Origin of the sequence: Hoeflea sp. Naph1 (assembly GCF_046837775.1) — a bacterium.
Lineage (GTDB): Bacteria > Pseudomonadota > Alphaproteobacteria > Rhizobiales > Rhizobiaceae > Hoeflea.
This window is the reverse complement of the sequence record NZ_CP177287.1, coordinates 1-21,051: the sequence shown is the minus strand read 5'-3', so window position 1 is coordinate 21,051 and position 21,051 is coordinate 1. Positions and strand designations below refer to the sequence as shown.

Annotated in this window: 19 protein-coding genes; 16 read left to right on the top strand and 3 right to left on the bottom strand. The window is 59.0% G+C overall.

All coding sequences use genetic code 11. The annotated features are described in order from the left end of the window. The first annotated feature begins 6 nt into the window (after positions 1-6). From ACK6D9_RS22395 to ACK6D9_RS22330, 14 genes are all read left to right on the top strand, one after another. Positions 7-2,451: a conjugal transfer protein TrbE gene (locus ACK6D9_RS22395; protein WP_412051950.1), complete on the top strand. Its 2,445-nt coding sequence runs from the start codon at positions 7-9 to the stop codon at positions 2,449-2,451. Further along, complete coding sequence (gene trbJ / locus ACK6D9_RS22390; RefSeq protein WP_412051979.1) at positions 2,423-3,223, top strand: P-type conjugative transfer protein TrbJ; 801 nt, start codon at positions 2,423-2,425, stop codon at positions 3,221-3,223. Before ACK6D9_RS22395 ends, trbJ begins: the two co-directional genes overlap by 29 nt. Continuing rightward, positions 3,220-3,420 (top strand): hypothetical protein, encoded by a 201-nt coding sequence (locus ACK6D9_RS22385; protein ID WP_412051949.1) that lies wholly within the window; start codon positions 3,220-3,222, stop codon positions 3,418-3,420. Before trbJ ends, ACK6D9_RS22385 begins: the two co-directional genes overlap by 4 nt. Next, positions 3,404-4,567 carry a P-type conjugative transfer protein TrbL gene (gene trbL, locus ACK6D9_RS22380; protein ID WP_412051948.1) on the top strand — a complete coding sequence of 388 codons (1,164 nt, stop codon included), beginning with the start codon at positions 3,404-3,406 and terminating at the stop codon, positions 4,565-4,567. The genes ACK6D9_RS22385 and trbL overlap by 17 nt, the downstream gene beginning before the upstream one ends. Before the next feature lie 8 nt (positions 4,568-4,575). Next, the gene (locus ACK6D9_RS22375; protein WP_412051947.1) at positions 4,576-5,238 is read left to right on the top strand and encodes a conjugal transfer protein TrbF; all 663 of its coding nucleotides are present in this window, start codon (positions 4,576-4,578) and stop codon (positions 5,236-5,238) included. A gap of 20 nt (positions 5,239-5,258) precedes the next feature. Next, positions 5,259-6,083, top strand: a complete 825-nt coding sequence (gene trbG / locus ACK6D9_RS22370; RefSeq protein WP_412051946.1) for a P-type conjugative transfer protein TrbG — start codon at positions 5,259-5,261, stop codon at positions 6,081-6,083. A gap of 93 nt (positions 6,084-6,176) precedes the next feature. After that, positions 6,177-6,572: a conjugal transfer protein TrbH gene (locus ACK6D9_RS22365; RefSeq protein WP_412051945.1), complete on the top strand. Its 396-nt coding sequence runs from the start codon at positions 6,177-6,179 to the stop codon at positions 6,570-6,572. Further along, complete coding sequence (trbI, locus tag ACK6D9_RS22360; protein WP_412051944.1) at positions 6,569-7,864, top strand: IncP-type conjugal transfer protein TrbI; 1,296 nt, start codon at positions 6,569-6,571, stop codon at positions 7,862-7,864. Before ACK6D9_RS22365 ends, trbI begins: the two co-directional genes overlap by 4 nt. A gap of 80 nt (positions 7,865-7,944) precedes the next feature. Further along, positions 7,945-8,649, top strand: a complete 705-nt coding sequence (locus ACK6D9_RS22355; RefSeq protein ID WP_412051943.1) for an autoinducer binding domain-containing protein — start codon at positions 7,945-7,947, stop codon at positions 8,647-8,649. A gap of 143 nt (positions 8,650-8,792) precedes the next feature. After that, a protein-coding gene (locus ACK6D9_RS22350) for an IS5 family transposase (protein WP_412051942.1) occupies positions 8,793-9,559 on the top strand; the annotation gives its coding sequence in 2 pieces (ribosomal slippage) (positions 8,793-9,108 and positions 9,108-9,559; 768 coding nt in all). Between the two features lie 699 nt (positions 9,560-10,258). Continuing rightward, a complete protein-coding gene (locus ACK6D9_RS22345; protein ID WP_412051941.1) occupies positions 10,259-12,670 on the top strand; it encodes an EAL domain-containing protein in 2,412 nt (803 codons plus the stop codon). Next, positions 12,667-13,383: a substrate-binding periplasmic protein gene (locus tag ACK6D9_RS22340; protein ID WP_412051940.1), complete on the top strand. Its 717-nt coding sequence runs from the start codon at positions 12,667-12,669 to the stop codon at positions 13,381-13,383. The genes ACK6D9_RS22345 and ACK6D9_RS22340 overlap by 4 nt, the downstream gene beginning before the upstream one ends. Before the next feature lie 91 nt (positions 13,384-13,474). Further along, positions 13,475-13,789 (top strand): substrate-binding periplasmic protein, encoded by a 315-nt coding sequence (locus ACK6D9_RS22335; RefSeq protein WP_412051939.1) that lies wholly within the window; start codon positions 13,475-13,477, stop codon positions 13,787-13,789. A gap of 12 nt (positions 13,790-13,801) precedes the next feature. Continuing rightward, positions 13,802-14,227 carry a hypothetical protein gene (locus ACK6D9_RS22330; protein WP_412051938.1) on the top strand — a complete coding sequence of 142 codons (426 nt, stop codon included), beginning with the start codon at positions 13,802-13,804 and terminating at the stop codon, positions 14,225-14,227. Positions 14,228-14,735: 508 nt separating this feature from the next. Here ACK6D9_RS22330 and ACK6D9_RS22325 read toward each other — a convergent pair. The 3 genes from ACK6D9_RS22325 to ACK6D9_RS22315 are packed head-to-tail and all read right to left on the bottom strand — an operon-like array spanning position 14,736 to position 18,898. After that, a complete protein-coding gene (locus tag ACK6D9_RS22325; RefSeq protein ID WP_412051937.1) occupies positions 14,736-15,464 on the bottom strand; it encodes a hypothetical protein in 729 nt (242 codons plus the stop codon). Further along, on the bottom strand, positions 15,465-17,708 hold the full coding sequence (locus tag ACK6D9_RS22320) for a Mov34/MPN/PAD-1 family protein (RefSeq protein WP_412051936.1): 2,244 nt from the start codon (positions 17,706-17,708) through the stop codon (positions 15,465-15,467). It abuts the gene before it with no gap. Between the two features lie 2 nt (positions 17,709-17,710). Further along, positions 17,711-18,898, bottom strand: coding sequence for a metallohydrolase (locus ACK6D9_RS22315; protein WP_412051935.1), 1,188 nt, complete (start codon positions 18,896-18,898; stop codon positions 17,711-17,713). Positions 18,899-19,227: 329 nt separating this feature from the next. Between ACK6D9_RS22315 and ACK6D9_RS22310 the strand changes: the two genes are divergently transcribed. Together ACK6D9_RS22310 and ACK6D9_RS22305 are read left to right on the top strand one after the other, a co-directional pair. Further along, the gene (locus ACK6D9_RS22310; RefSeq protein ID WP_412051934.1) at positions 19,228-20,145 is read left to right on the top strand and encodes a helix-turn-helix transcriptional regulator; all 918 of its coding nucleotides are present in this window, start codon (positions 19,228-19,230) and stop codon (positions 20,143-20,145) included. A 49-nt stretch (positions 20,146-20,194) separates the two neighbouring features. Next, positions 20,195-20,878, top strand: a complete 684-nt coding sequence (locus ACK6D9_RS22305) for a hypothetical protein (protein ID WP_412051933.1) — start codon at positions 20,195-20,197, stop codon at positions 20,876-20,878. Positions 20,879-21,051 lie beyond the last annotated feature (173 nt).

The following is a 21,051-nucleotide window of genomic DNA, read 5'->3' as shown; positions in this document are numbered from 1 at the left end:
CCTCTCATGGTGGCGCTCAAGCAATTTCGAAACTCAAAACCGTCGTTTTCCGACCTCTTGCCCTATGCGGGCCTGGTCGCTGACGGGATCATTCTGTTGAAGGACGGCTCGCTGATGGCTGGCTGGTATTTTGCGGGACCGGATTCGGAGAGCTCGACCAATGTAGAGCGCAACGAGGTGTCGCGCCAGATCAACACGATCCTTTCACGGCTCGGAACCGGATGGATGATCCAGGTCGAGGCGGTCCGCGTTCCGACAACGGCCTATCCGGCGCGAGAAATCTGCCATTTCCCAGATCCGGTCACACGGGCGATCGACGAAGAGCGTCGCGCACATTTCGAGGCGGAGCGCGGCCACTACGAGAGCCAGCACGCCCTTGTTCTGACCTATCGGCCACCGGAACCGCGTCGGTCGGCCATGGCCCGATACGTCTATTCCGACGAGGCAAGCCGATCAGAGTCCTATGCGAACCGCGTCCTCAATTCGTTCCAGACCTCGATCCGTGAGGTCGAGCAGTATCTCGGCAACGTGCTTTCGATCCGGCGCATGGTAACACGCATGGTTATTGATCCGGAGACAGGAAGCGAGGCGCGCTATGACGAGCTCTTCCAGTTCATCCGTTTCTGCATTCTCGGTGAGAACTACCCCGTCCGCCTGCCGGCGATCCCGATGTATCTCGACTGGCTGGTCACAGCAGAATTCCATCATGGGCTCTCCCCCATGGTCGACGGCAGATATCTGGCCGTGGTCGGCATTGACGGCTTTCCAGCCGAGAGTTTTCCTGGAATCCTCAATTCGCTCGACCTGATGCCGCTCACCTATCGCTGGTCGAGCCGGTTCCTCTTTCTCGACGATCAGGAGGCACGCCAGAAGCTCGAGCGCACCCGCAAGAAGTGGCAGCAGAAAGTCCGGCCGTTCTTCGACCAGCTCTTCCAGACCCAAAGCAGCTCGGTCGATCAGGACGCCATGACGATGGTAGCCGAAACCGAGGACGCGATTGCAGCTGCCTCGTCGCAACTGGTCGCCTATGGCTACTACACGCCTGTCATCGTCATGTTCGACACCGACGAAGCTCGTCTGCACAATCAAGCGGAGGCTGTCCGACGGCTGATCCAGGCTGAAGGCTTCGGCGCCCGGATCGAGACGCTCAATGCCACCGAGGCCTATCTCGGCAGCCTGCCAGGCAATACCTACGCCAATATCCGCGAACCTCTCATCAACACAAGCAATCTGGCTGATCTCATTCCGGTCAATTCCGTATGGGCGGGCATCGCCGTGGCGCCTTGCCCCTTCTACCCACCCAATGCCCCGCCGCTGATGCAAGTCGCCAGCGGCTCGTCTCCCTTCCGGTTGAACCTGCATGTCGACGATGTCGGCCATACGCTGATCTTCGGGCCGACGGGCTCGGGAAAGTCGACCTTGCTGGCGCTGATCGCAGCACAGTTTCGCCGGTACGAAGCGGCGCAAATCTTCGCCTTCGATAAAGGCAAGTCGCTCTACCCGCTGACCAAGGCCGCCGGCGGCGATCACTACGAGATCGGGGCAGGGGAGGGTGCGCTCGCATTCTGCCCGCTGGCCGAGCTTTCGACCGACGGGGACCGGGCATGGGCAGCCGAATGGGTCGAAACGCTTGTTTCCATGCAGGGAGTGACCATCACACCCGACCACCGCAACGCGATCGCTCGTCAGATAGCCCTGATGGCCGGGGCGCGCGGCCGATCGCTCTCGGACTTCGTGAGTGGCGTTCAAATGCGCGAGATCAAGACCGCGCTTCACCATTACACGGTCGACGGTCCGATGGGACAGCTCCTCGATGCCGAGCAAGACGGGTTGACGCTTGGGATGTTCCAGACCTTCGAAGTCGAGGAACTCATGAATATGGGCGAGCGCAATCTCGTCCCCGTCCTTCTCTATCTCTTCCGCAGGATCGAGAAGCGCCTGGCCGGGAACCCAAGCCTGATAATCCTCGACGAGGCCTGGCTGATGCTCGGTCACGCAACGTTCCGTGACAAGATCAGGGAATGGCTCAAGGTCCTGCGAAAGGCCAATTGCGCCGTCGTTCTCGCCACGCAGTCGATCTCGGATGCCGAGCAGTCCGGTATTATCGATGTGCTCAAGGAAAGCTGTCCGACCAAGATATGCCTGCCGAATGGCGCCGCTCGGGAACCGGGAACCCGCGAATTCTACGAACGGATCGGCTTTAACGAGCGGCAGATCGAGATCGTCGCAACAGCCATTCCGAAGCGGGAATACTACGTCGCGTCTCCAGAAGGGCGGCGTCTGTTCGATATGACACTTGGACCCGTCGCGCTCGCCTTTGTCGGCGCGTCGGGCAAGAGCGATCTCAAACGCATCGATGATCTCAGCCAACAACATGGACCGGCTTGGCCGATGCACTGGTTGCAGGGAAGGGGAGTGGACAATGCGAAACACGTTCTCTCGATCAACTAGAATTGCAGTCGCTGCGCTGACGGCGGCCGCGTGGTTGCCGGTCGTTCATGCCGATGCCGGCACCGTGACGGGTGGGGCGACCGAATGGACGCAGATCCTGAACAATACCGAGCTTGTCAGTCTTGTCGGGCAGTCGACCGAGCAGATCGGCAATCAGATGACGCAGATCACGCAGTTGGCGGAGCAGATTCAGAACCAGCTGAAGATCTACGAAAACATGCTCCAGAACACGCTGACACTTCCGAACCAGGTCTGGGGTCAGGTGGAAAGCGATCTCAACAGGCTTCGCAGCCTCGTCAATCAGGGGCAGGGAATCGCTTTTTCAATGGGCAATGCTGACGATATGCTTCGGCAGCGTTTCCAAAGTTTTGCTGATTTCAAGTCGGGTCTCGCCAGCGGCGAGACGTTTTCCGCAAATTATCAGGCCTGGTCGGACACCAATCGCGACACGATTGCCGCAACGCTCAAGGCTGCCGGACTGACCGCGGACCAGTTCAGCTCCGAGGAATCGACGATGAGCCAGTTGCGGTCGATGTCGCAAAGTGCGGTCGGTCAAATGCAAGCGCTTCAGCTCGGCCACCAGATTGCAGCCCAGCAGGTCGCCCAGGCCCAGAAGCTGCGGGGACTCGTCTCCCAGCAAGTGATGATGATGGGCACCTGGTATCAGTCCGAACAAGCGGCCAAAGACCTCGCCCAGAACCGTCGCGAGGAATTCTTCAAGTCGACCACGCCCTCCACCTCGGGTGGGCAGGAAATGGAGCCGCGCTGGTGAACAGGTCCACTATTTTCATTGCGATCGTCCTCGCAGTTATCGGAATCGGCGTTTGGCAGATCGTGATGCCCTCAGACCCCACACCGCATGCCAGCAAATCAGCGCCGGCGCCACAGAAATTCGACACGACAGGCGGGCAGGATATGCATCCGCGCTGGAAGTCCGATGAAGGTGAGGGCGATGAGGCGGAAAACTAAGGTCATCTTTGCCGCTGCGCTGACGCTCGCCCTGTTCGCGGGGCCCGCGTTTGCCCAGGAAGGCCGGCTACTGACCGATCTCGAGAACGAAATCGCCAGTGCTGCCCAGGGATGGCAGAGCACCATCCTGAACGCGGCGCGGTCGCTGTTCTGGATTCTCGCTGGAATCGAGGTCGGGATTGCAGCCGTGTGGTTGGCAATTTCCGCCGCTTCGCTCGACACCTGGTTCGCGGAGCTTGTCCGCCGCATCATGTTCATCGGGCTCTTTGTTTTCATACTTGAGCAAGGGCCCGACTTCGCAAAGGCCGTGGTCGACAGCTTGTACCAGATCGGCGCTGGCGGCGGTTCTGCATCGCCCGCCAATGTCTTCAATGCCGGGCTGCAAGTGGCAAGCGCCATGTCAGCCAAGGCCCAGTTCGGCCTGTTCGAGGATAACGCTCTGGCGATCGCCGCGGTTTTCGCGATGGTGGTCGTGGTGATCGCATTCAGCCTCGTCGCGGCGATCTTCGTCGCCGTCATGGCGGAAATGTATGTCGGACTGCTCGCCGGCATGATCATGCTCGGGCTCGGCGGCTCGAGCTACACCAAGGATTTTTCGGTCCGCTATATCGTCTACGCTTTCTCCGTTGGCATGAAACTGATGGCGCTCGTGATGATCGCGAGAATCGGCTCGGAAGTTCTGATCGGCCTCGCCAATACGCCGTCAAACAGCGACGAGTTCCTCTCCACACTGGCGATCGCTGGCATCTCCGTCGTGGTGTTCGTCATCGCCATGTATGTGCCGAACATTGTTCAGGGGATGGTGCAGGGCGTTTCCGTAACGGGCGGCATGGAAGCCATACGCCATGGCGGGCAGGCCGCTAGCTTTGCTGCCGGAGGTGCTGCCCTCGCCACGGGCGGGGCGAGGGCAGGGGCCGCGGCCTATTCCAATGCCCGCGCCGGCGGCAGCTCATTCGGTGCGGCCGCACTCAAGGGCATGGCAAGCGGTGTCGGCGCGGCCGGAGGTGCCGTTGCATCTGCTTCGCGTGACAAGGCGATCGGGGTGCCCGGCACCTGGGGCGCATCTACGCTTGGTCTTGCCAACGCCAAGCTTGATCAGGGTCAGGGTCGTCCAAGTCCAAGCCCGAACCGTGACGAGAAAGCGTGACAGAGACCATGGCCAAAACACATCCCCCCGAAAACCCCTATCTCGCCGCGCGCCAGGAATGGAACGAGCGTTACGGCTCCTATATCAAAGCGGCGGCTGCCTGGCGGATCGTCGGTATCACCGGCATGCTCATGGCGGTGATCGGGTTCTCCTACGCGCTTTACCAGAGCACACAGGTCAAGCTCGTTCCCTACATCGTGGAAGTCGACAAGCTCGGGACCGCCGCGACCATCGGGTTTCCGCAGCAGATCGAATATGCCGACGCCAGGGTAGTACGTGCGACGCTTGGAAGTTTCGTATCGAACTTCCGCTCCGTCACACCCGACGCGATAGTGCAGAAGCAATACATCGACCGTACTTATGCGCTGCTGAGATCATCGGACCCGGCGACCGAGAAGGTAAATGCCTGGTTCCGCAACAACTCGCCGTTCGACAGAGCAAGATCGAAGACGGTTGCCATCGAGGTCACCAACATCGTGCCGCTTTCCAACCAGAGCTATCAGATCGACTGGACGGAATATGAGCGCGACCGGCAGGGCAAGGAGATCGCTACCAGGCGCTTCCGTGGCGTCGCCACGGTGGCGTTGACCCCGCCACAGGACGAGGCGGTGATACGGCTCAACCCCATCGGCCTCTACCTCAAGGATTTTGACTGGACAGCGCAGTTGTGAGCGCGCGCAAGGATAGAAACATGAAGAAAAGCATGCCCCCCGTCATCGCGCTTTGCGCCGGCGTCATGGTCTCGGTGACAAGCCTGCCGGTCTCCGCACAGCAGTTGAGCAGCAATGAAACCCGCGGGACACAGCTTTCTGGACAGTGGCAGCACAGCCGGGGCGTTGTAACGCGAGGGCCGGACGGCAAGGTGATATTTCTCTACGGTGAGGTCCAACCCTCGGTCGTCTGCTCGCCGTTACAGGTCTGCGATATCGAACTTCAGGCCGGCGAGATCGTTCGGGACGTCCTTGTCGGCGACACGGTACGGTGGAAGGTCGATCCGGCAACATCTGGAGCGCCGAACGGACTGGCAGTGCATCTGATCGTCAAACCTGCCGAGGCCGGGCTCATGACGTCGATGGTCGTGACCACCTCGCGGCGGACCTATCACATCCAGCTCAAGTCTCATCCGACCCAGTACATGGCTCGCATCGGCTTCGACTATCCCGAAGACATCAATGCCCGCTTCGCTGAGATCAATGCACGGATCGAGGCGAGCGTCGTTCCAGGAGCCGGCGTTCCCGCCGACCAGCTTGACTTCGCATTTCATATAGGCGGCTCGGCCCGTTGGCGGCCGACACGCGTCTACAGTGACGGGTTAAAGACGTACATCCAATTTCCATCTTCGCTCTCAGGTCAGGATGCACCGGTGCTGTTCGTCGTCTCTGGTGGCGAAAACCGGATCGTCAACTACAGGATGAAGGGAGCAATGATGGTGGTCGACTACAATATCGATCGAGCGATCCTTGTCTCGGGCGTCGGGCGCCAGCAGCAGAAGATCACGATCAGGCGGGGAGGGTAGGGGATGTTGGGCCTATTCTCTTATGTGCGTATTCCCGCCGCCTTGCTTTGCCTCTTTCTGCTTGCGGCTTGCCAAACAATGGGTGGCCCGGGATTGATTCAAAGCGAAGTCACCGCCGAACTCTCAACCGAAGCCGCAAGCGCGATTGCCGCGGACATTGTGGAGCGGCTCGCGGAGCATGTCGGACCCGGAAATACGACAATTGCGCTACGTGGCTACGACGCGGTGTTCGGCCCGGCGCTCGAGGCTTCCTTGCGGGAAAAAGGCTATGCCGTTGTGACCGACCAGGCGACAAATCAAACGGCTGTCGACCCGCTGGCCTATAGCGTGGATCCGTTCGAGGACGGTGTGCTTGTGCGGATCTCGACCTTGAAGGTCGAGCTCACCCGGATGTACACACTCGGTACGACCGGTACGACCGGAGCGGCCGGAGCGGTGCCCGCAAGTCCCTTGTCCGTCATGCAACGGAGATCGGCGGGCGGGTCATGACACAATCGCTGAAGCTTGGTGGCGCCTGTGCCGAGAGTGGGCCAAGAATCCGAAGACTGAATAGTGTGCCGATCATCGTTGCGATCATCCTCATCGTGGTCTTTCTGGCGGCGATCTTCTTTGGCCTCTCCTCGAGGGGATTGCATTTCGGGGACCGGCAGATCGACACGTCGTCGTCGCAACCAGCCTCCAATGATGCCGAAAGGCTTAAACAGGGCGTACCCGACGGGATCATCGGCGAACCGAAGGTCATTCCGGTGCAACTGACGCCAGCTGTCGAAAGGGAGGAACCGCCTCGTAACCCGTTCACTCCACCCGACCAGAATCTTCAGAAGCCGCAAACTCCAGCCCTCGAGCCTGAGGCCATGTGGCGCGCCCGGCTGCAGCGCGAGCAGGAAGAACAGATGCTCCGCGAATATCATCGCCAGCAGATGGCAAGCATTCAGGCTGAGGAAGCCGCTGCCAACTCGCCGACAGCCGTCAATCTCAAGGGCCTCGACAACGAGAATGCTATGCCGGTCGCAGCATCACAACAGTCCGTTTCACCTGCAGGAACGTCAGGCAGTGCGATGGATCTATATGGCGCTGCGTTGCAGGCCGGTATTGATGGACAGAATACCGGTCCGAACGGGCAGGTTGGGAAGGCGCAGTTCTTCAACCAGGATATCGCTGATCTCGGCTACCTGCCGAATTCGGTTGTTCCGCAAATGTCGGCCTTTGAACTCAAGCGCGGTTCGGTCATTCCGGCAACGCTCGTCACCGGTATCAACTCCGATCTTCCCGGTCGCATCACCGCCCAGGTATCGCAAAACGTCTACGACAGCGCGACCGGCCGGCGACTGCTCATCCCGCAAGGAACAAAGCTGTTCGGTCGCTACGATTCCAACGTCTCCTTCGGGCAAAACCGGGTGCTTGTCGTCTGGACCGATATCATCTTTCCGAACGGATCAACGCTGCAGATCGGCGGCATGGCTGGCACCGATGCCGCCGGCTATGGCGGGTTCAACGACAAGGTCAACAACCACTATCTCAAGACATTTGGCTCGGCGATCCTCGTCGCCCTGATTGGCGCAGGGACGGACATGCTGCTCCCGAAAGACACCAGCACCGCGTCGACGACGGACAGCGCGGCGGATGCTGCCAGGCGGTCCTTTGCCGAAACCTTCGGACAGATCTCGCAGCAAACCGTGTCGAAAAACCTCAATGTCCAACCCACGCTCGAAATCAGGCCAGGCTATCGGTTCAACGTCCTGGTCGATCAGGACATCGTTTTTCCAAAAGCCTATCAATGAATCTGAGGTCGGAAATCCCGACACCTCAACGTGGCGGAGCTTGTTTCCGCAGCTCATCACCATGCCGGAATTTTATCATCTTGAACGAGCTTCTTCTGCAATTGATCGATATGCTTTCATTGCCGCTTGAGGAGCGGGCGGCGCGGCGCGCCTTGCGGGATTTCGCCGAGAGCGCCGGCTTCGACTATTTCGCGTATCTGCATCTTCGCGGGCAGGAGAGCTTTGCTGTGTCGAACTATCCCAGGGAATGGCAGGAGCACTACGTCCAGAAAAACTACATTCGAGTTGATCCAGTCGTCACCAAAGCCAAACACGGGCCGCCGATATTCCAATGGTCGGCGGACGAAGCCAGACGAATTGGAAGGCTCGATGTAAGGCAATTCTACAAAGATGCGGATCGGTTTGGAATCCGTTCAGGTCTGTCGGTCTCGGTTCCTGTCGGCTTCAAAAACAGGATGATATTCACACTCGCATCCGGGAAGTCCATGGTGTGCATCGACGAGGATCCCGATCCCGTCACTGCAGCGATGGCGGTCGCATTTGTCCATTCCCATCTCGCCTCAGCGACCCAGGATGCTGCCCTGGCTTCAGACATCCGTCTTTCCCCGCGCGAGGCCGAATGCCTCCGCTGGTTCGCAGACGGCATGTCGATGCCGGACATCGCAGAAACGGTCGGGATAGGCTATCGGTCTGTGCGTTCCTATCTCGACGAGGCAACGCGAAAGCTTGGCGCGGCAAATAGTCGGCAAGCCGCCTCTATCGCGATCCGGTTGGGGCTGATCTAGCAGTCTGGCTTCGACGCTTGGAACCCCTTCGCTAGCAATGTCTGGATGACCGCAATGGAGACAAACCGACCTAGGCCGTGAACTCATTAACGGGGTTCACAGATTGTCAGCGGCATGATTCAACCTCCGGATTGGAGGTCTTGATGAGCCGTTATGATCTGACTGAATTCGAATGGCGTGTGATTGCGCCGCTTCTTCCCAACAAACCGCGCGGTGTGCCGCGTGTGGATGACCGGCGGGTGCTGAATGGCATCTTCTGGGTATTGCGATCGGGGTCGCCATGGCGCGATCTGCCGGAGCGCTATGGCCCGCACACAACCTGCTACAACCGCTTCAGGCGCTGGACCAAGGCTGGCGTCTGGGACCGGATCATGGACGCGGTTACAGAGGCTTACGATGGCGACGTGCGGATGATCGATGGCACCTCAGTGCGTGTCCACCATTCCGCGGCGACTTTAAAAAAAGCCACCCGGATCGATGTCTTGGACGAAGCCGGGGTGGTCTTACTACGAAAATCCATGCTCTGACCGACGGTGACGGCCTGCCGGTGAAACTCACAATCACACCAGGCCAGACCCATGACATCCAGGCCGCGGCCGGATTGCTGGAGGGCATCGGCAAAGGATCGATGGTGCTCGCCGACAAGGCCTATGATGCCGACTGGCTACGCGAACTGGTCTCCAGGCAGGGCGGCTGGGCAAATATCCCGCCGAAATCCAACCGGACAAGCCCAATCTGCTTCTCGCCATGGCTCTACAAGCAGCGCAATCTGATTGAGCGGTTCTTCAACAAACTCAAATATTACAGACGCATAGCCACGCGATACGACAAGCTCGGCTCAACGTTCCTCGCAATGGCCAAGCTCGCTTGCATCAGGTTACGTCTGCGCCATTATGAGTCCACGGCCTAGTTCATTATATCTCGAAGTGGAAAGTTGGGCGGAGACCGGGCATTCACTGCGGTATGCGTGGACGGCGAGATTGGGACCGGGAGGGGACTGGCAGATTTACGAAGGCAAGTCGGCAAATAGGACGTCGATCTACATTGCGTGCGGCGGTGTTTCCGGCCCCCAGCGGACGGTCCGCGCTTCCCGCGCAATACCGCGTAGAGTAGCTTACTCGCTCTCCGACAATTCAGAACGTCGGAATCCTCTGCCTTTTCAGAACACCCCGTCCTTTCTGGCCCGGAAACATCGGGTGTAACGGGTCTACGGTCGAAATCGGAAAGTATTTCCGTCCATCGAAAATGGCCGCGCCTGTTCAGTACCTACCCATCCTGATTGCCACGATTGAAAAGAGCCGCGTCACCGACCTGCTACCCTTCAACTTTTCGAATACCGCCGTCGCCTGATCAGACTTATACCTTTGCCACTCCGAAGGCGATCCACCGAAAGCGCGGGCGTCAACGTGCAGGGGAAATAGCGCTTACATGATAGTCATCTGCACCGCTGATAGACAGTAAACGGGCCAAAAATTGGTGCCGGTGAAAATGCCGAGGCTAAGGTCTCCAAAAGTGCTCCTGATCGGAGAATTTCAGCATTAATTAATCCCGAAATGCCAATCTGACGTGAGAAAGCAGGCCAAATAACCGTTTGGCATTTTGAGGAAGCATGTACGCGCACTCCGTAGAGAAACGCTTTATCCTAATCGTATGTGCTGCATTGCTGCTGCTCGTAGCGCCGCTTTTTGCGCTGTTTTTCTTTCTTTCCTATGACCGCGCCGTGACGGAAGACAGCAAAAACATCGATCTGATGATGGTGGCCAATGCCCAGGCGCTGGGCAAACCGCTTTGGGATTTCGACGTCGAGAGCGTGCGCAAGATTGCCGACACGGTCGTTTCCAATTCACGCGTTGTCCGTGTCGATGTTAAGGATACCGTGGGCGAGATCCATATTGTAACCCCGAGCGAGCTCGAGGATGCCGGTAAACCGCTGCAGGAAATCTCATCGCCGATCAGGTTCAGTTCTGTGGATGGCGACAAGGAAGTCGGCACACTGACCGTCTGGGTCGAGCGGACCACTTTCCATACGGTCATCGATACACGCGATATCGTCTTTCTCTCAATTTTCGGCCTCGCCGTCCTGTTGATTTCCGCTGCCGCGCTGATTGCCAACCGGATCACCGTTATCCGGCCGCTGTTGCATCTGACCGACGCCATCGTTGCGACACACAAGCTTGGTTCACGCCAGCGGGTGGATTGGACATCCAATGACGAGATGGGCACTCTCGCCAAGAATTTCAACGAGATGCAGGAAGAGCTGGAAGCAGAGGAAAAAGCGCTCAAATCGGCGCATACCCTCGCCCAGGCCATCTATAACCTGACCCCTGCAATGCTGTATTCAGTGGATCGCGACGGCAAGGTCAGCGCCGTTTCGGACTACTGGCTTCTTGCCACCGGTTTTAGCCGCGAAGATGTCATCGGCAAGGCATTCAGCGGGTTTCTGGATCCTGCTTCGCGTGAAGCCTATGAAGTACGTGACAGGCCGGTAAGAGACGGCTCGGCGAGTCCGGGGGTTACGGTCAAATTCATGTGCGCCGATGGCCATCGCATCGATGTGTTGATCAGGGAAACCATCACTTCCCCGTGGCGCGAACAGGATCTGTCGCTTTCGGTCATGACCGATGTGAGCGAACTCAAAGACGCCGAGCAGCGTAACCACCGGCAGGCTATCACTGACCATTTGACAGGACTTCAGAACCGGCAGGGGTTTGAAACGACGCTTGGCGAAAAAATCCGGCAAACCGATGAGCGCAAAGGCGAGCTGGCGTGCCTTTTCATCGATCTCGACCGGTTCAAATGGATCAATGACAATCTGGGGCACACGGTGGGGGATGCGGTGCTGTGCGAGGTTACCGAGCGCATGCGGCAGCAAATCCGGCCGGACGATGCCTTCGCGCGGCTTGGCGGCGATGAATTCGCCATTCTTGTTGCTGCCCCAAAGGCAGAGCCTGTAGCCAGGGAAGTAGCAGAGCGCATCGCCCACATCTTTGATGAACCGCTTGACATAGACGGTACTGCGATAACGCTCAGCGCCAGCATCGGCATTGCGCTTTATCCCACACAGGCACACAGCGCTACCGATCTGCTGCAGAAATCCGATATGGCGATGTATGCACGCAAGAAAGGCGGCAAGAAGGGGATGGTGATGTTCAGCGACAACATTGCCGAGGTCGCTCGCTCGCGCGCTGAAATCGAGGGCTTCATCGAACAGGGGCTTGCCAATGACTGGTTCGAAGCCTGGTTGCAGCCGATCATCGATTTGCAATGCGGCAGGATCGCGGGCTTTGAAGCGCTGATGCGCCTCAACCATCCACAAAAAGGCATTGTGACACCCGCCGATATCATATCGGTTGCCGAGGAAACCGGGTCCATCAGCGCAATTGGCCGCAGGATATTCCAACAGGCTGTGCAGCATCTTGCCAAAATCAGTGATGCCCTGGGTCTGCACGATAGCTATCTGGCGGTCAATTTCTCACCGCTGCAATTCGAGCCGGGTTTGCCGCTGAGAATCATGGCGGATCTGCAGGAGACCGGCATTTCGCCATCGCGTATTGTCGTGGAAGTCACCGAAGCGGTGCTGATTCAGGACGATGTGAACGCTTTTGCTGCCCTTAAGGAACTGTCGGCCCAGGGCATGCGCGTTGCCCTCGACGATTTTGGCACCGGCTATTCGTCTCTGAGCTATCTGCACCGGTTCCCGGTCGATATTGTCAAGATCGACAAATCCTTCGTTCACGCACTCAATTCGGAGAATTCGCACGACAAGAGCAAATTGCTGATTGAAGGCATAAAGACGATTGCGGATCAGATGAATTGCATGGTTGTTGCTGAAGGCATAGAGGCCGTCAATCAACGCGATATGTTGAGGGCGATGGGTATCGAATACGGGCAAGGGTATTACTTTGCCAGGCCGGCTCCCGTAGATGAGCTCATATTGCACCTGACCTGTAAGGCCGGGAACGTGTGGGCTGAAGGCGACCTTGAAGATGTCTCCAATCAAACCGAAAGTGCTGTGTCATGATAAGATCAGTTTTTCTGACGTTGCTTGTCTTGGTGCTTCCGGCTCACGCCCAGACCATCAAGCTCAATACCGAGGAATATCCTCCGTTCAACTACCGGGAGGACAACGAGTACAAGGGCAGCTCGATCGAGCAGGTGAAACTGCTGATGCAGGATGCCGGGCTGGATTATACGATCGAGATGATGCCCTGGGCACGGGCGCTGTCGCTGGCTACAACCCAGAAAGATCACTGTGTCTTTTCAACCGTCCACAATGCGGAACGCGATCCCAAATTCAAATGGGTTGAACCGCTTTTGACAAACCGTACCGTTCTGGTGCGCAAAGCCGGCTCCGGCGTGAGCCCGAGCACCATCGAGGAAGCCAAGGCCTATAGTGTTGGCACCCAGCGCGACGACTACACCCAGACCATTCTCGAGGCACACCAGTTTCCCAAGGTGGATCTGGCAGTTGACCAGACCTTGAGTTTGAAAAAACTGCTGAGCGGCCGCATCGATCTGATGCCCGTGTCTGAGGACTACTTCATGGTGTTGAAGCGCCAGGGAAGGGCGGTTGAGTTGGCGCTGGTTTTGACCGAGGATGTGTTTTCGATCGCCTGCAATCCAGGTATTTCGGATGAGGTCGTCGCCAGAATGCAATCCAGCCTGGACGAGCTAATTGCCGATGGAACCCAAGCCATGATTCTCGAGAAATACGGCGTCGGAGGCACGCCTTGACCCTGACGCGGCGCGCGGTGCCCATCGTACCCCCGCGTGTGCGGTCATCCTGTCCCCAAGGTGCAAACCCCGTTACAAGGAAGTTTGTCTGATGGTCATTGTGAAACTCCGGCTCATCCAAAAAGCCGCCATTTTTCATCTGTGCGCAGCCCTCGCCATGGCTACCACCGCCATCGCCAGCCCGCTGCATCTGGTTACCGAAAACTATCCCCCGTACAACTATGCCGAAGATGGGCAATTGAAGGGTCTCTCGGTTGAGCTGATGCACCTGGTTATGGCGGATGCAGGGCTTGAATACGACATGGAATTGATGCCCTGGGCCCGCGCCATCGCCCTGGCGGAAAACAAAAACGGCTATTGCGTGTTCACCACGGTTCACACCGAGGAACGCGACACGCGTTTTTAGTGGGTCGAGCCGTTGCTGATCAGCTACAACTACCTTGTCAAAAGAGCGGATTCGAATGTCCAGGCCGCCACACTGGAGGAAGCACGTCAATACCTGGTGGGCACGCAACGGGGCGACTATACGGCGGAACTTCTGGAAAGCCTGCAGTTCAAACGGGTCGATCTGGCATCGGACATCGAAGTCACGCTCAACAAGCTGCTGCTAGGCCGCATCGACCTGATGCCCATGGCCGGCACTCTGGTTGATAAGTTGCGGCAAAAGGGCACCCCCCTGAAGCCGCTTCTGGTCTTGACCAAAGCCTTGAACGGCGTGGCGTGCAACGAGGAGATACCCGCCGAGACCATCGCCAAGATGCAGGCCAGCCTGACCAAGCTGACTGAAGATGGCACATGGGACAGCATCTACAAAAAACACGGCTTCAAACAAAACGAGCTGTAGTGCGCAGCTTCTATTCATGTGATTTGATGGGTTCGGCGCAGATTTAAATCATTGTGGGTGTCCGCGGGGGAGGTACACTAGGCTGCTTTTCGCGCTCATAAGTGGCCTGCCCCCCTATTTGGTCATTCCATGGGACGTAGCGGGAGGCAGGTCACCATTCTTCGGAGGCCTGGAGCACTTTCGGTTTCGTAGCGCTCATTATGCAATCAGGCGCTGCGGGTGCTTTCTCCGACTTCGGTAAACGGCGAAAAGGGGGCCGGCTGCGGACAGTTCGGTTCTGGCTGAAAAGCTCAGTAAGCTGCCGTTCGTCAACCGACCCCAATTGCGCCGTTTGGTGTGCTGTCGCCGCCCCCGGAAGACACCATCCGTTCTGTCCTGCCAGACCGAAGATCCTTGGGCCATAACCGTCCTTCAGCTCTGGCTAGAAGTCATGCCGATAGAACGGTCGGTGTAGTGCCAGCTCACCTCACACTTGGCACAAGAAATCGCTATCGAACCCATGCGTGCGCTAGCTATTTCTATTTAGGATGAGGGCCTCGCAGCTAAGTGTCAGTTGGCGCGCATAACGCTTAGATGCGATCCTGACGGAACGCTCGGTGACAGCCAGCAAGAGGTAGAGGATATGCCAGATGGCAAGCCCTGCCTGGATTATTAGCTTCCCGTCCGTCATGGAGACGAACGCCGGGGGGTGTTTGTAGAGTGCCCAAGCCGCAGCGCCTGCCGCGATATTGATTCCGATCGCGTAAGGCTTCAGCCCAAGCAGGTTCCGGAGATAGCCATAGGCGACGTTCTCATTGAATAGAATCCTGAATTTCTCGGTGTCGTAGGTGTTGAGCCTGAGGTAGTCGTAACAGGCTGCGTAGAAACTCTGGGCCGCTGCGGGGTCCTTTGCTTCGCTTTCGCGGGTTGGGGCCGCGATCCCAACCTGCGCTGCCAGAAACTCACGGTAGCGGGCTTTGGTGGCCTGCTCGATCGTGGTGTCTTCAAAGGTCAGTTCACGGTTCTCATGCCGCCCTCCGGTCGCCTTGAGCATGCGGGCCTCGACGTGCTTGCCGGCACGCCTCGCCAGTTCAGCGGCAGCGAAGAATAGCACGCCGATGGTCATGGCGGTGATCGCCTCCGGTAAACCCGGGTCGGTCCAGCTGCCGGCCATTAGGAACAGGGACAGCGCCGGCGCCATTGCGACAAGCGCAGGGAAAAGCCGGGCCTTGATCGAATAGGTGTCGAGAAAGTCCATTTAGGCGCTCGCGGGTTCGTGCATTAGGGCGTGGAAGCTTGAGGGCGTCACGATCAGGAGCACGGCCGGAGGCGGACGCTCCTCTGCCAGGTCCTTCGCGGTGCTCCGGTCGATCGCCGACGGTCCGATCTCGGCCAGATGGCTGTGCCACGTGCCGACGTCGATCAGTCGCTTGCCGCTTTCCTCGTACCGTTTAGCGATCGCGCTCTTCAGGCCATCCCTGCCCAGCACGAAGAGTGAGGCACTGCGCGAACTGTCAGACGGCGGGTCGAGCAGGTCGACCACGGTTATTAGCATCGTGCGCGCGCTGCACGAGCCCAGCATCAGGCCACCGGTTTCGACCTCGGGATGGCGGGCAATGTCTTCACGCATCCGGTCAACGACATGTCTGGCGATGCGCAGGCGCCAAGCGCCGCCCTCAACGGGCACCTCGAGCATTTCCGGGACGACGATCCGCCGCCAACTGGTGGTGCCGGCACCATCGTGCGTCCCGATCGCGATCGCACCCTCCCCCGCACCGGCGCTAGCGAGATCCACAAGCTGCTCGGCCGCAAGCGCCGTCATGGCCGACAGGCGCATGTCGGTGGACGGCATTGTCAGCGAACCGCATCCATCGCCGATCTGGACTTCCGTGAGCCCAAACTTTGGATCGAACAACAAAGTGCGTTCCCTAGGATTGGCCTCGGCGCTCATCATAACCTCAAGGTCTGCGAGGCTCGGATTGCGCGCCGCTCCCTCCAAAAGGACGAACCCGCCACTCCCTCGACCGAAAAGCGCCATCTCCGCCATCCGCGACGGCAAGGCGTCCTTCGGGACTAGCGACAGGGCTTCACGCACGATCAGCGAAGCCGTCGTATTGACGAGGGTCGCTGTGCCGGGCGGCGCGATCTTTAACCGCGCGTCGGGGAGGCCGAGCTCCTGCGAGACATCGCCAAGGTAGATCTGCGGCCGCTGGGCCAGCAAGGTCAATTCGTCAGCAAGCTCACTAGCCTTCGGCCGCTGCAGCGGCCCGCGCACGAGGGCATGCCTGGCCATGTTATGCGGCATCAAGCAGCGATTATCGGACAGTGCCGTGATACTTACCCCGGCGCGGGCGAGATGCAGCGCGGTCTTCGATCCGACGCTGCCGCAGCCGATGATCGCGACCGACCCGTAGTCCGGCGCCCCGGAGATGCTCCTGAGCAGTTCAGGGGAAAGCCGGTCCACCTCCTTGGCAGCCCTGACGCGCTTGCCGTCCGGGCCGTCGACAAGGGAACGCCGCCCCTCCGTCGGGGCGATCTCAAAGACGTAAGGGAGGAGTTCGATCGATGAATCTCGGCCGATCAGGCTATAGGGCCTGCGGAAACACATGATCACGCCCACGGGCATGATCATGTCCGCGCTCCGGCCCCGCCAATGGTCTTCCATCAGCGTGAGGAACGTTTTGAACGCGGTGCCGAGGCCGAGATCGCCTGCGCGCGCCGCGAGGTCATCAAGGGTTTCGATGTTCTCGGCGAGGATGTCGTTTGAGACCGTCCCCACCGCGGGCCAGAACAGCGCAGTCACGGTGTCGCCGGTGTGTACTCCGCCTCCGGCCTTTTCGCTCCGATAGGGGAACGCGGTAACCCTGCCGGAGGCCGGCGCGATCTTGTCTGAAACGAGGATCACTGCTTCGCGCCCCTGCCCTTCCCGGTACTGGATGAAGCGCGAGCGCAGCAACAGGTGGCCAGCCTTATTGGTGATGCGGCCACGCAGCTGCCGGGGATCGGCGATCAACACGTCGTCGAGGTCATAGCGGAGAACGGGTTCCCAGCCCTGCGACGGGTCCATCAGCGAACGGGTGGCGGCCTTGGCGAGCCACACGCCGAGCTGCGAGAGGATCTGGACGATCCCGGCCTCGACCAAGCCCCACTGGCCAAAGTATTCATCAGGCTCGCCTTCTATGAGACATGGGATCGGCCGACCCTTGCCGGAACGGCTGGACAGGTGGGGGAAGCCGCGCGGGAAATCCTCGCGCAGTGTGAACGTCGGGGACGACCAGGGGAAGTTGGACCAGAGGCTGACCCAGACTTCCTCAAAGACCTTCACGCCGCTGTCGCTGATTCCCCGGGCCGCGTCGGCCAGGGGCATTTCCACGCGGATATTGACGGATATCACCGCCCTCTGATCGTCGACGGAAAGGATCTCCGTGCCGTTGCACAGCGCATGCCTTTCCGCGACACGCACGAACGTCTGTGCATGCCGCTCCAGTTCGGTGGAGGACATGGTCAGCCGTGCGCCCGGGCGACCGATGCGATGCCGCTGACCCCTGCCGCCGCCGCGCTCGCCGCTGCCGAGAGCGCGAACTTGCGGGCGGTTCCGGCATGATAGATCTTGAATTCGACGGGCGTGCCTTTCTCGTCGAAGTGCTCCATCGTGCAGGTGAAGCGGTCGGCGTCATTCTCCACGATCGACACATACTCGCGCTTGGCGCGCTCATGCGGCGGATTGCTGTCGTCCTTCTTGATCGGCTTGCAGCTGGCGACGATAACGGCACCGGCGCGGATCTGCGACAGGGCATTGCGCGCCTTCTCGGAGACCTTCACCCTCTCGCCGAGCTGCGACCAGCGGTCATGGCTGAGCGTCCGCCACGAGCAATGGTGCGGCGCCTCCATCACATCGTAGGACAGCCAGTCGCGGTCGTAGTGCTCGAGCTGGTCCCACAGGCGTTCCCAGATCGCCACGCCGGCGTCGCCACCGGTCAGGAACCGGCACTTGTCCAGATAGCCGTCCCCGGCGATCGAAAAGCGGATGATCACGGACGAATTGTTCTTCTCGAGTAAGTGGATCAGGTCCTCGTCGTCCTCGTCGTCCTCGTCGACGACCATCGGCGCGAGGAGCCGCCCCTCGAAGTGTCCGGTCGCGCCGCGGTTGGCGCTGGTGATCAGGCCATACTGCGGAATGACGATCCCCATGATGTCGTCGGTCTTGCCGTCCTTGTCTTTGCCCATCAGCAGGATGCGGTCGCCGTCACCGACGGCAGAACCCTTTTCCCGGTAAAGCTTGATGCGCCGGCGGGCCTCGGCGGCCCACGCCTTGGCATCTTCGCCCAAGACGTACTTGGCGCTTGCACGGCGGAACACGATCGGGGACGACCACATCTCACGGATGAGGATGAGGTCGTCCTTCTTGTCATCCGGGAAGTCCTCGGGCGGCCCGAGGTGGAAATGGTTGCGAAGGCCTGTGACGTGGTCCCCGTCTGGGTGGGACAGCAGGAACGAGTCGATGTACATCCGCCCCTCGCTGTCGCGCGGCAGGCGGTCCTTGAGGTCGGTTGCAACGTCGTAGGTGTCGTCGTCTGGATCGTCTGCCGCCGAGCGGATGTTGATGTCGACGAGGATGTTCTGGCCGTTGTCGAGGTTGATAAGGGCCATGTCCCCGTTTGCCACGGGGAAGACAGTCAGATTCGCGGTCAATTGAAGCTCCTAAAGTAAGGTGTCACACCAGAGCCTCTCCGGGGGGCGCAACAAGTGCGCCCATGTGCGGGCTCATTTTGGGATTTCGTGTGCCGAGCCAAGAAGGCGGCTGCGTAGATGCCGCTTGTGCCCCGATCGTCGCCAGAAACTCGATAGGGTCGCTCAACCTGTTGATTTTCTTCAAAAGCTCTCACGATTTACCGCTCATTTAGAGACGATGAGGTTGCTATCCGTCTCGTTCGTCCATAAGATATGGGGGCGATCACAAGTCACGTCAAGTAACTAGATGGATTTTTATCCCATGAATCGGGTAAGCAGGAGGAAGGTGTATGGATGATGATGGCGAACGGTTGCGTTGGGGCGTTCGTCGGCGGCTCGAGTTCATTGATTTCCGGCTCTTCTGGGACGGCCGCTTCAACCGGAGCGACATGGCCGAGACGTTCGGGATTTCGGCACAACAGGCTTCGGCAGATATCGCCCAGTACGAGAAGCGGTCTCCTGAGAACCTGCGCTATGACCGTGGAGAGAAGGCATATGTGCGTGCTGATAGCTTCTCACCGGCGTTCATCGGCGAGACGATCGACCGCTACCTGCTTCAACTCGTCGCCATAGAGAACCACTGGATGCGGACCGGCGACACTTGGTTCGATACCTTACCCCCAGTCGAGGTAGTCACGCTCGGTCGGCGTCCCACGGATCCGTCGGTGCTATTGCGCGTGCTTGACGCTGTTCGAAAAAGGCTTGAGATCGACATTGATTATTCGTCCCTCACTGGATCTCAACACTCTTCCAGAACCATCGCGCCTCATGCACTGTCGCACAGCGCCGGACGTTGGTATGTGCGATCCTGGTCGCGCGAACACAATGATTTCCGTGATTACAATCTCAACAGGATCGAAGCAGTCCGTGGTCAGCGTCCGGCGTCGGTGGATCCAACTCTCGATTTCGAGTGGATGCACCAAATCAACCTGATCCTGGTTCCCAACCCGGCCCTAACGCCGGCCCGTCAAGCCGCCGTCGCCTCCGAGCATGGGATGACGGATGGGCGTCTGGTCCGCCCATGCCGACTTAGCCTGAGCTTCTATCTCATGAGCGAGCTTAATCTCGACGTCGAACCCGGGGTACTCAAGCCTGAGAAGCAACAAATCGTCCTGCTTAATCGCGAGGAGGTCACCAGAGCTCGAGAGCTCTCTCGTCAAATGGCGATCGAAGCCTTGGCACGGTCGTCGGAGCGCGATTCTGCATGACACGACTTCACGGCGTTGTGCCATCCGAACTATCGAGGCGCCAGCGGCCATGCCGGTAGTAGCTACATTGTTGTTCGGCAGTCTCGCACGCTCCGATAGCGCCGAAGGATCTGATACGGACCTGCTGATGATCGACCTGGATCAGGAAACCCGGCACGTATCGGTGGGCCACCTATCGCTCTTCCTCTATCCGTGGTCTCAGCTGAAAGCCGACGCGCAGGCCGGAGACCTTTTCGTGTGCCATTTAGCCCGAGAAGCCAAACCGCTCATCGATCCGAACGGCTATTTGCCCAAACTCCAAGAAGCTTTCGCTTTCAAACCGAGTTATCGCGATGACATAGAACGGGCGACGGACTTCGCTTGGTTTTTGGTCAAGTTCGGCGACGAACTCAACCCATCACTTCTGCTCAAACGCGCGCTCTGGTGCATTAGGACGATCTTAATCGCCCGCAGCGCCGAGCTCCGAACGCCAGTCTTCGCACCCGAACGCCTCGCGGATTTGACCCGATCAGCCGCAGCGCGAAAGCTTCTAGGACAGCGGCGTCGACCGCACAGTGAGGCCACCGTTAGATCGGCGCTTCTTGAGTTCCTTCTGCACGAACCAAGGCCAAACCGGCCACTACAATCGCTCGGACGCAATGATTTTGTCGAAAGGTTCATTGCTTCGAACAATGAGGTTGCACTGCAGACACTAAAGCAAGAAGTGGAAAGCCGGACTGGATATCTCAGGTAACTCTGAACAATGCCACCTAGAGCCTTACCGGGTGCCTTCTCATCAAATAAATGTAACGCTCAATGTCCGCTTCGAAGATAGAGCAAGCGAAGAGCGAACGACAGAAATGGGGGCGCATTCCCGTCCGTCTCGTTTGCTTCTGGGCCGCGACCCGATCGGAGATCGAGTGCCTC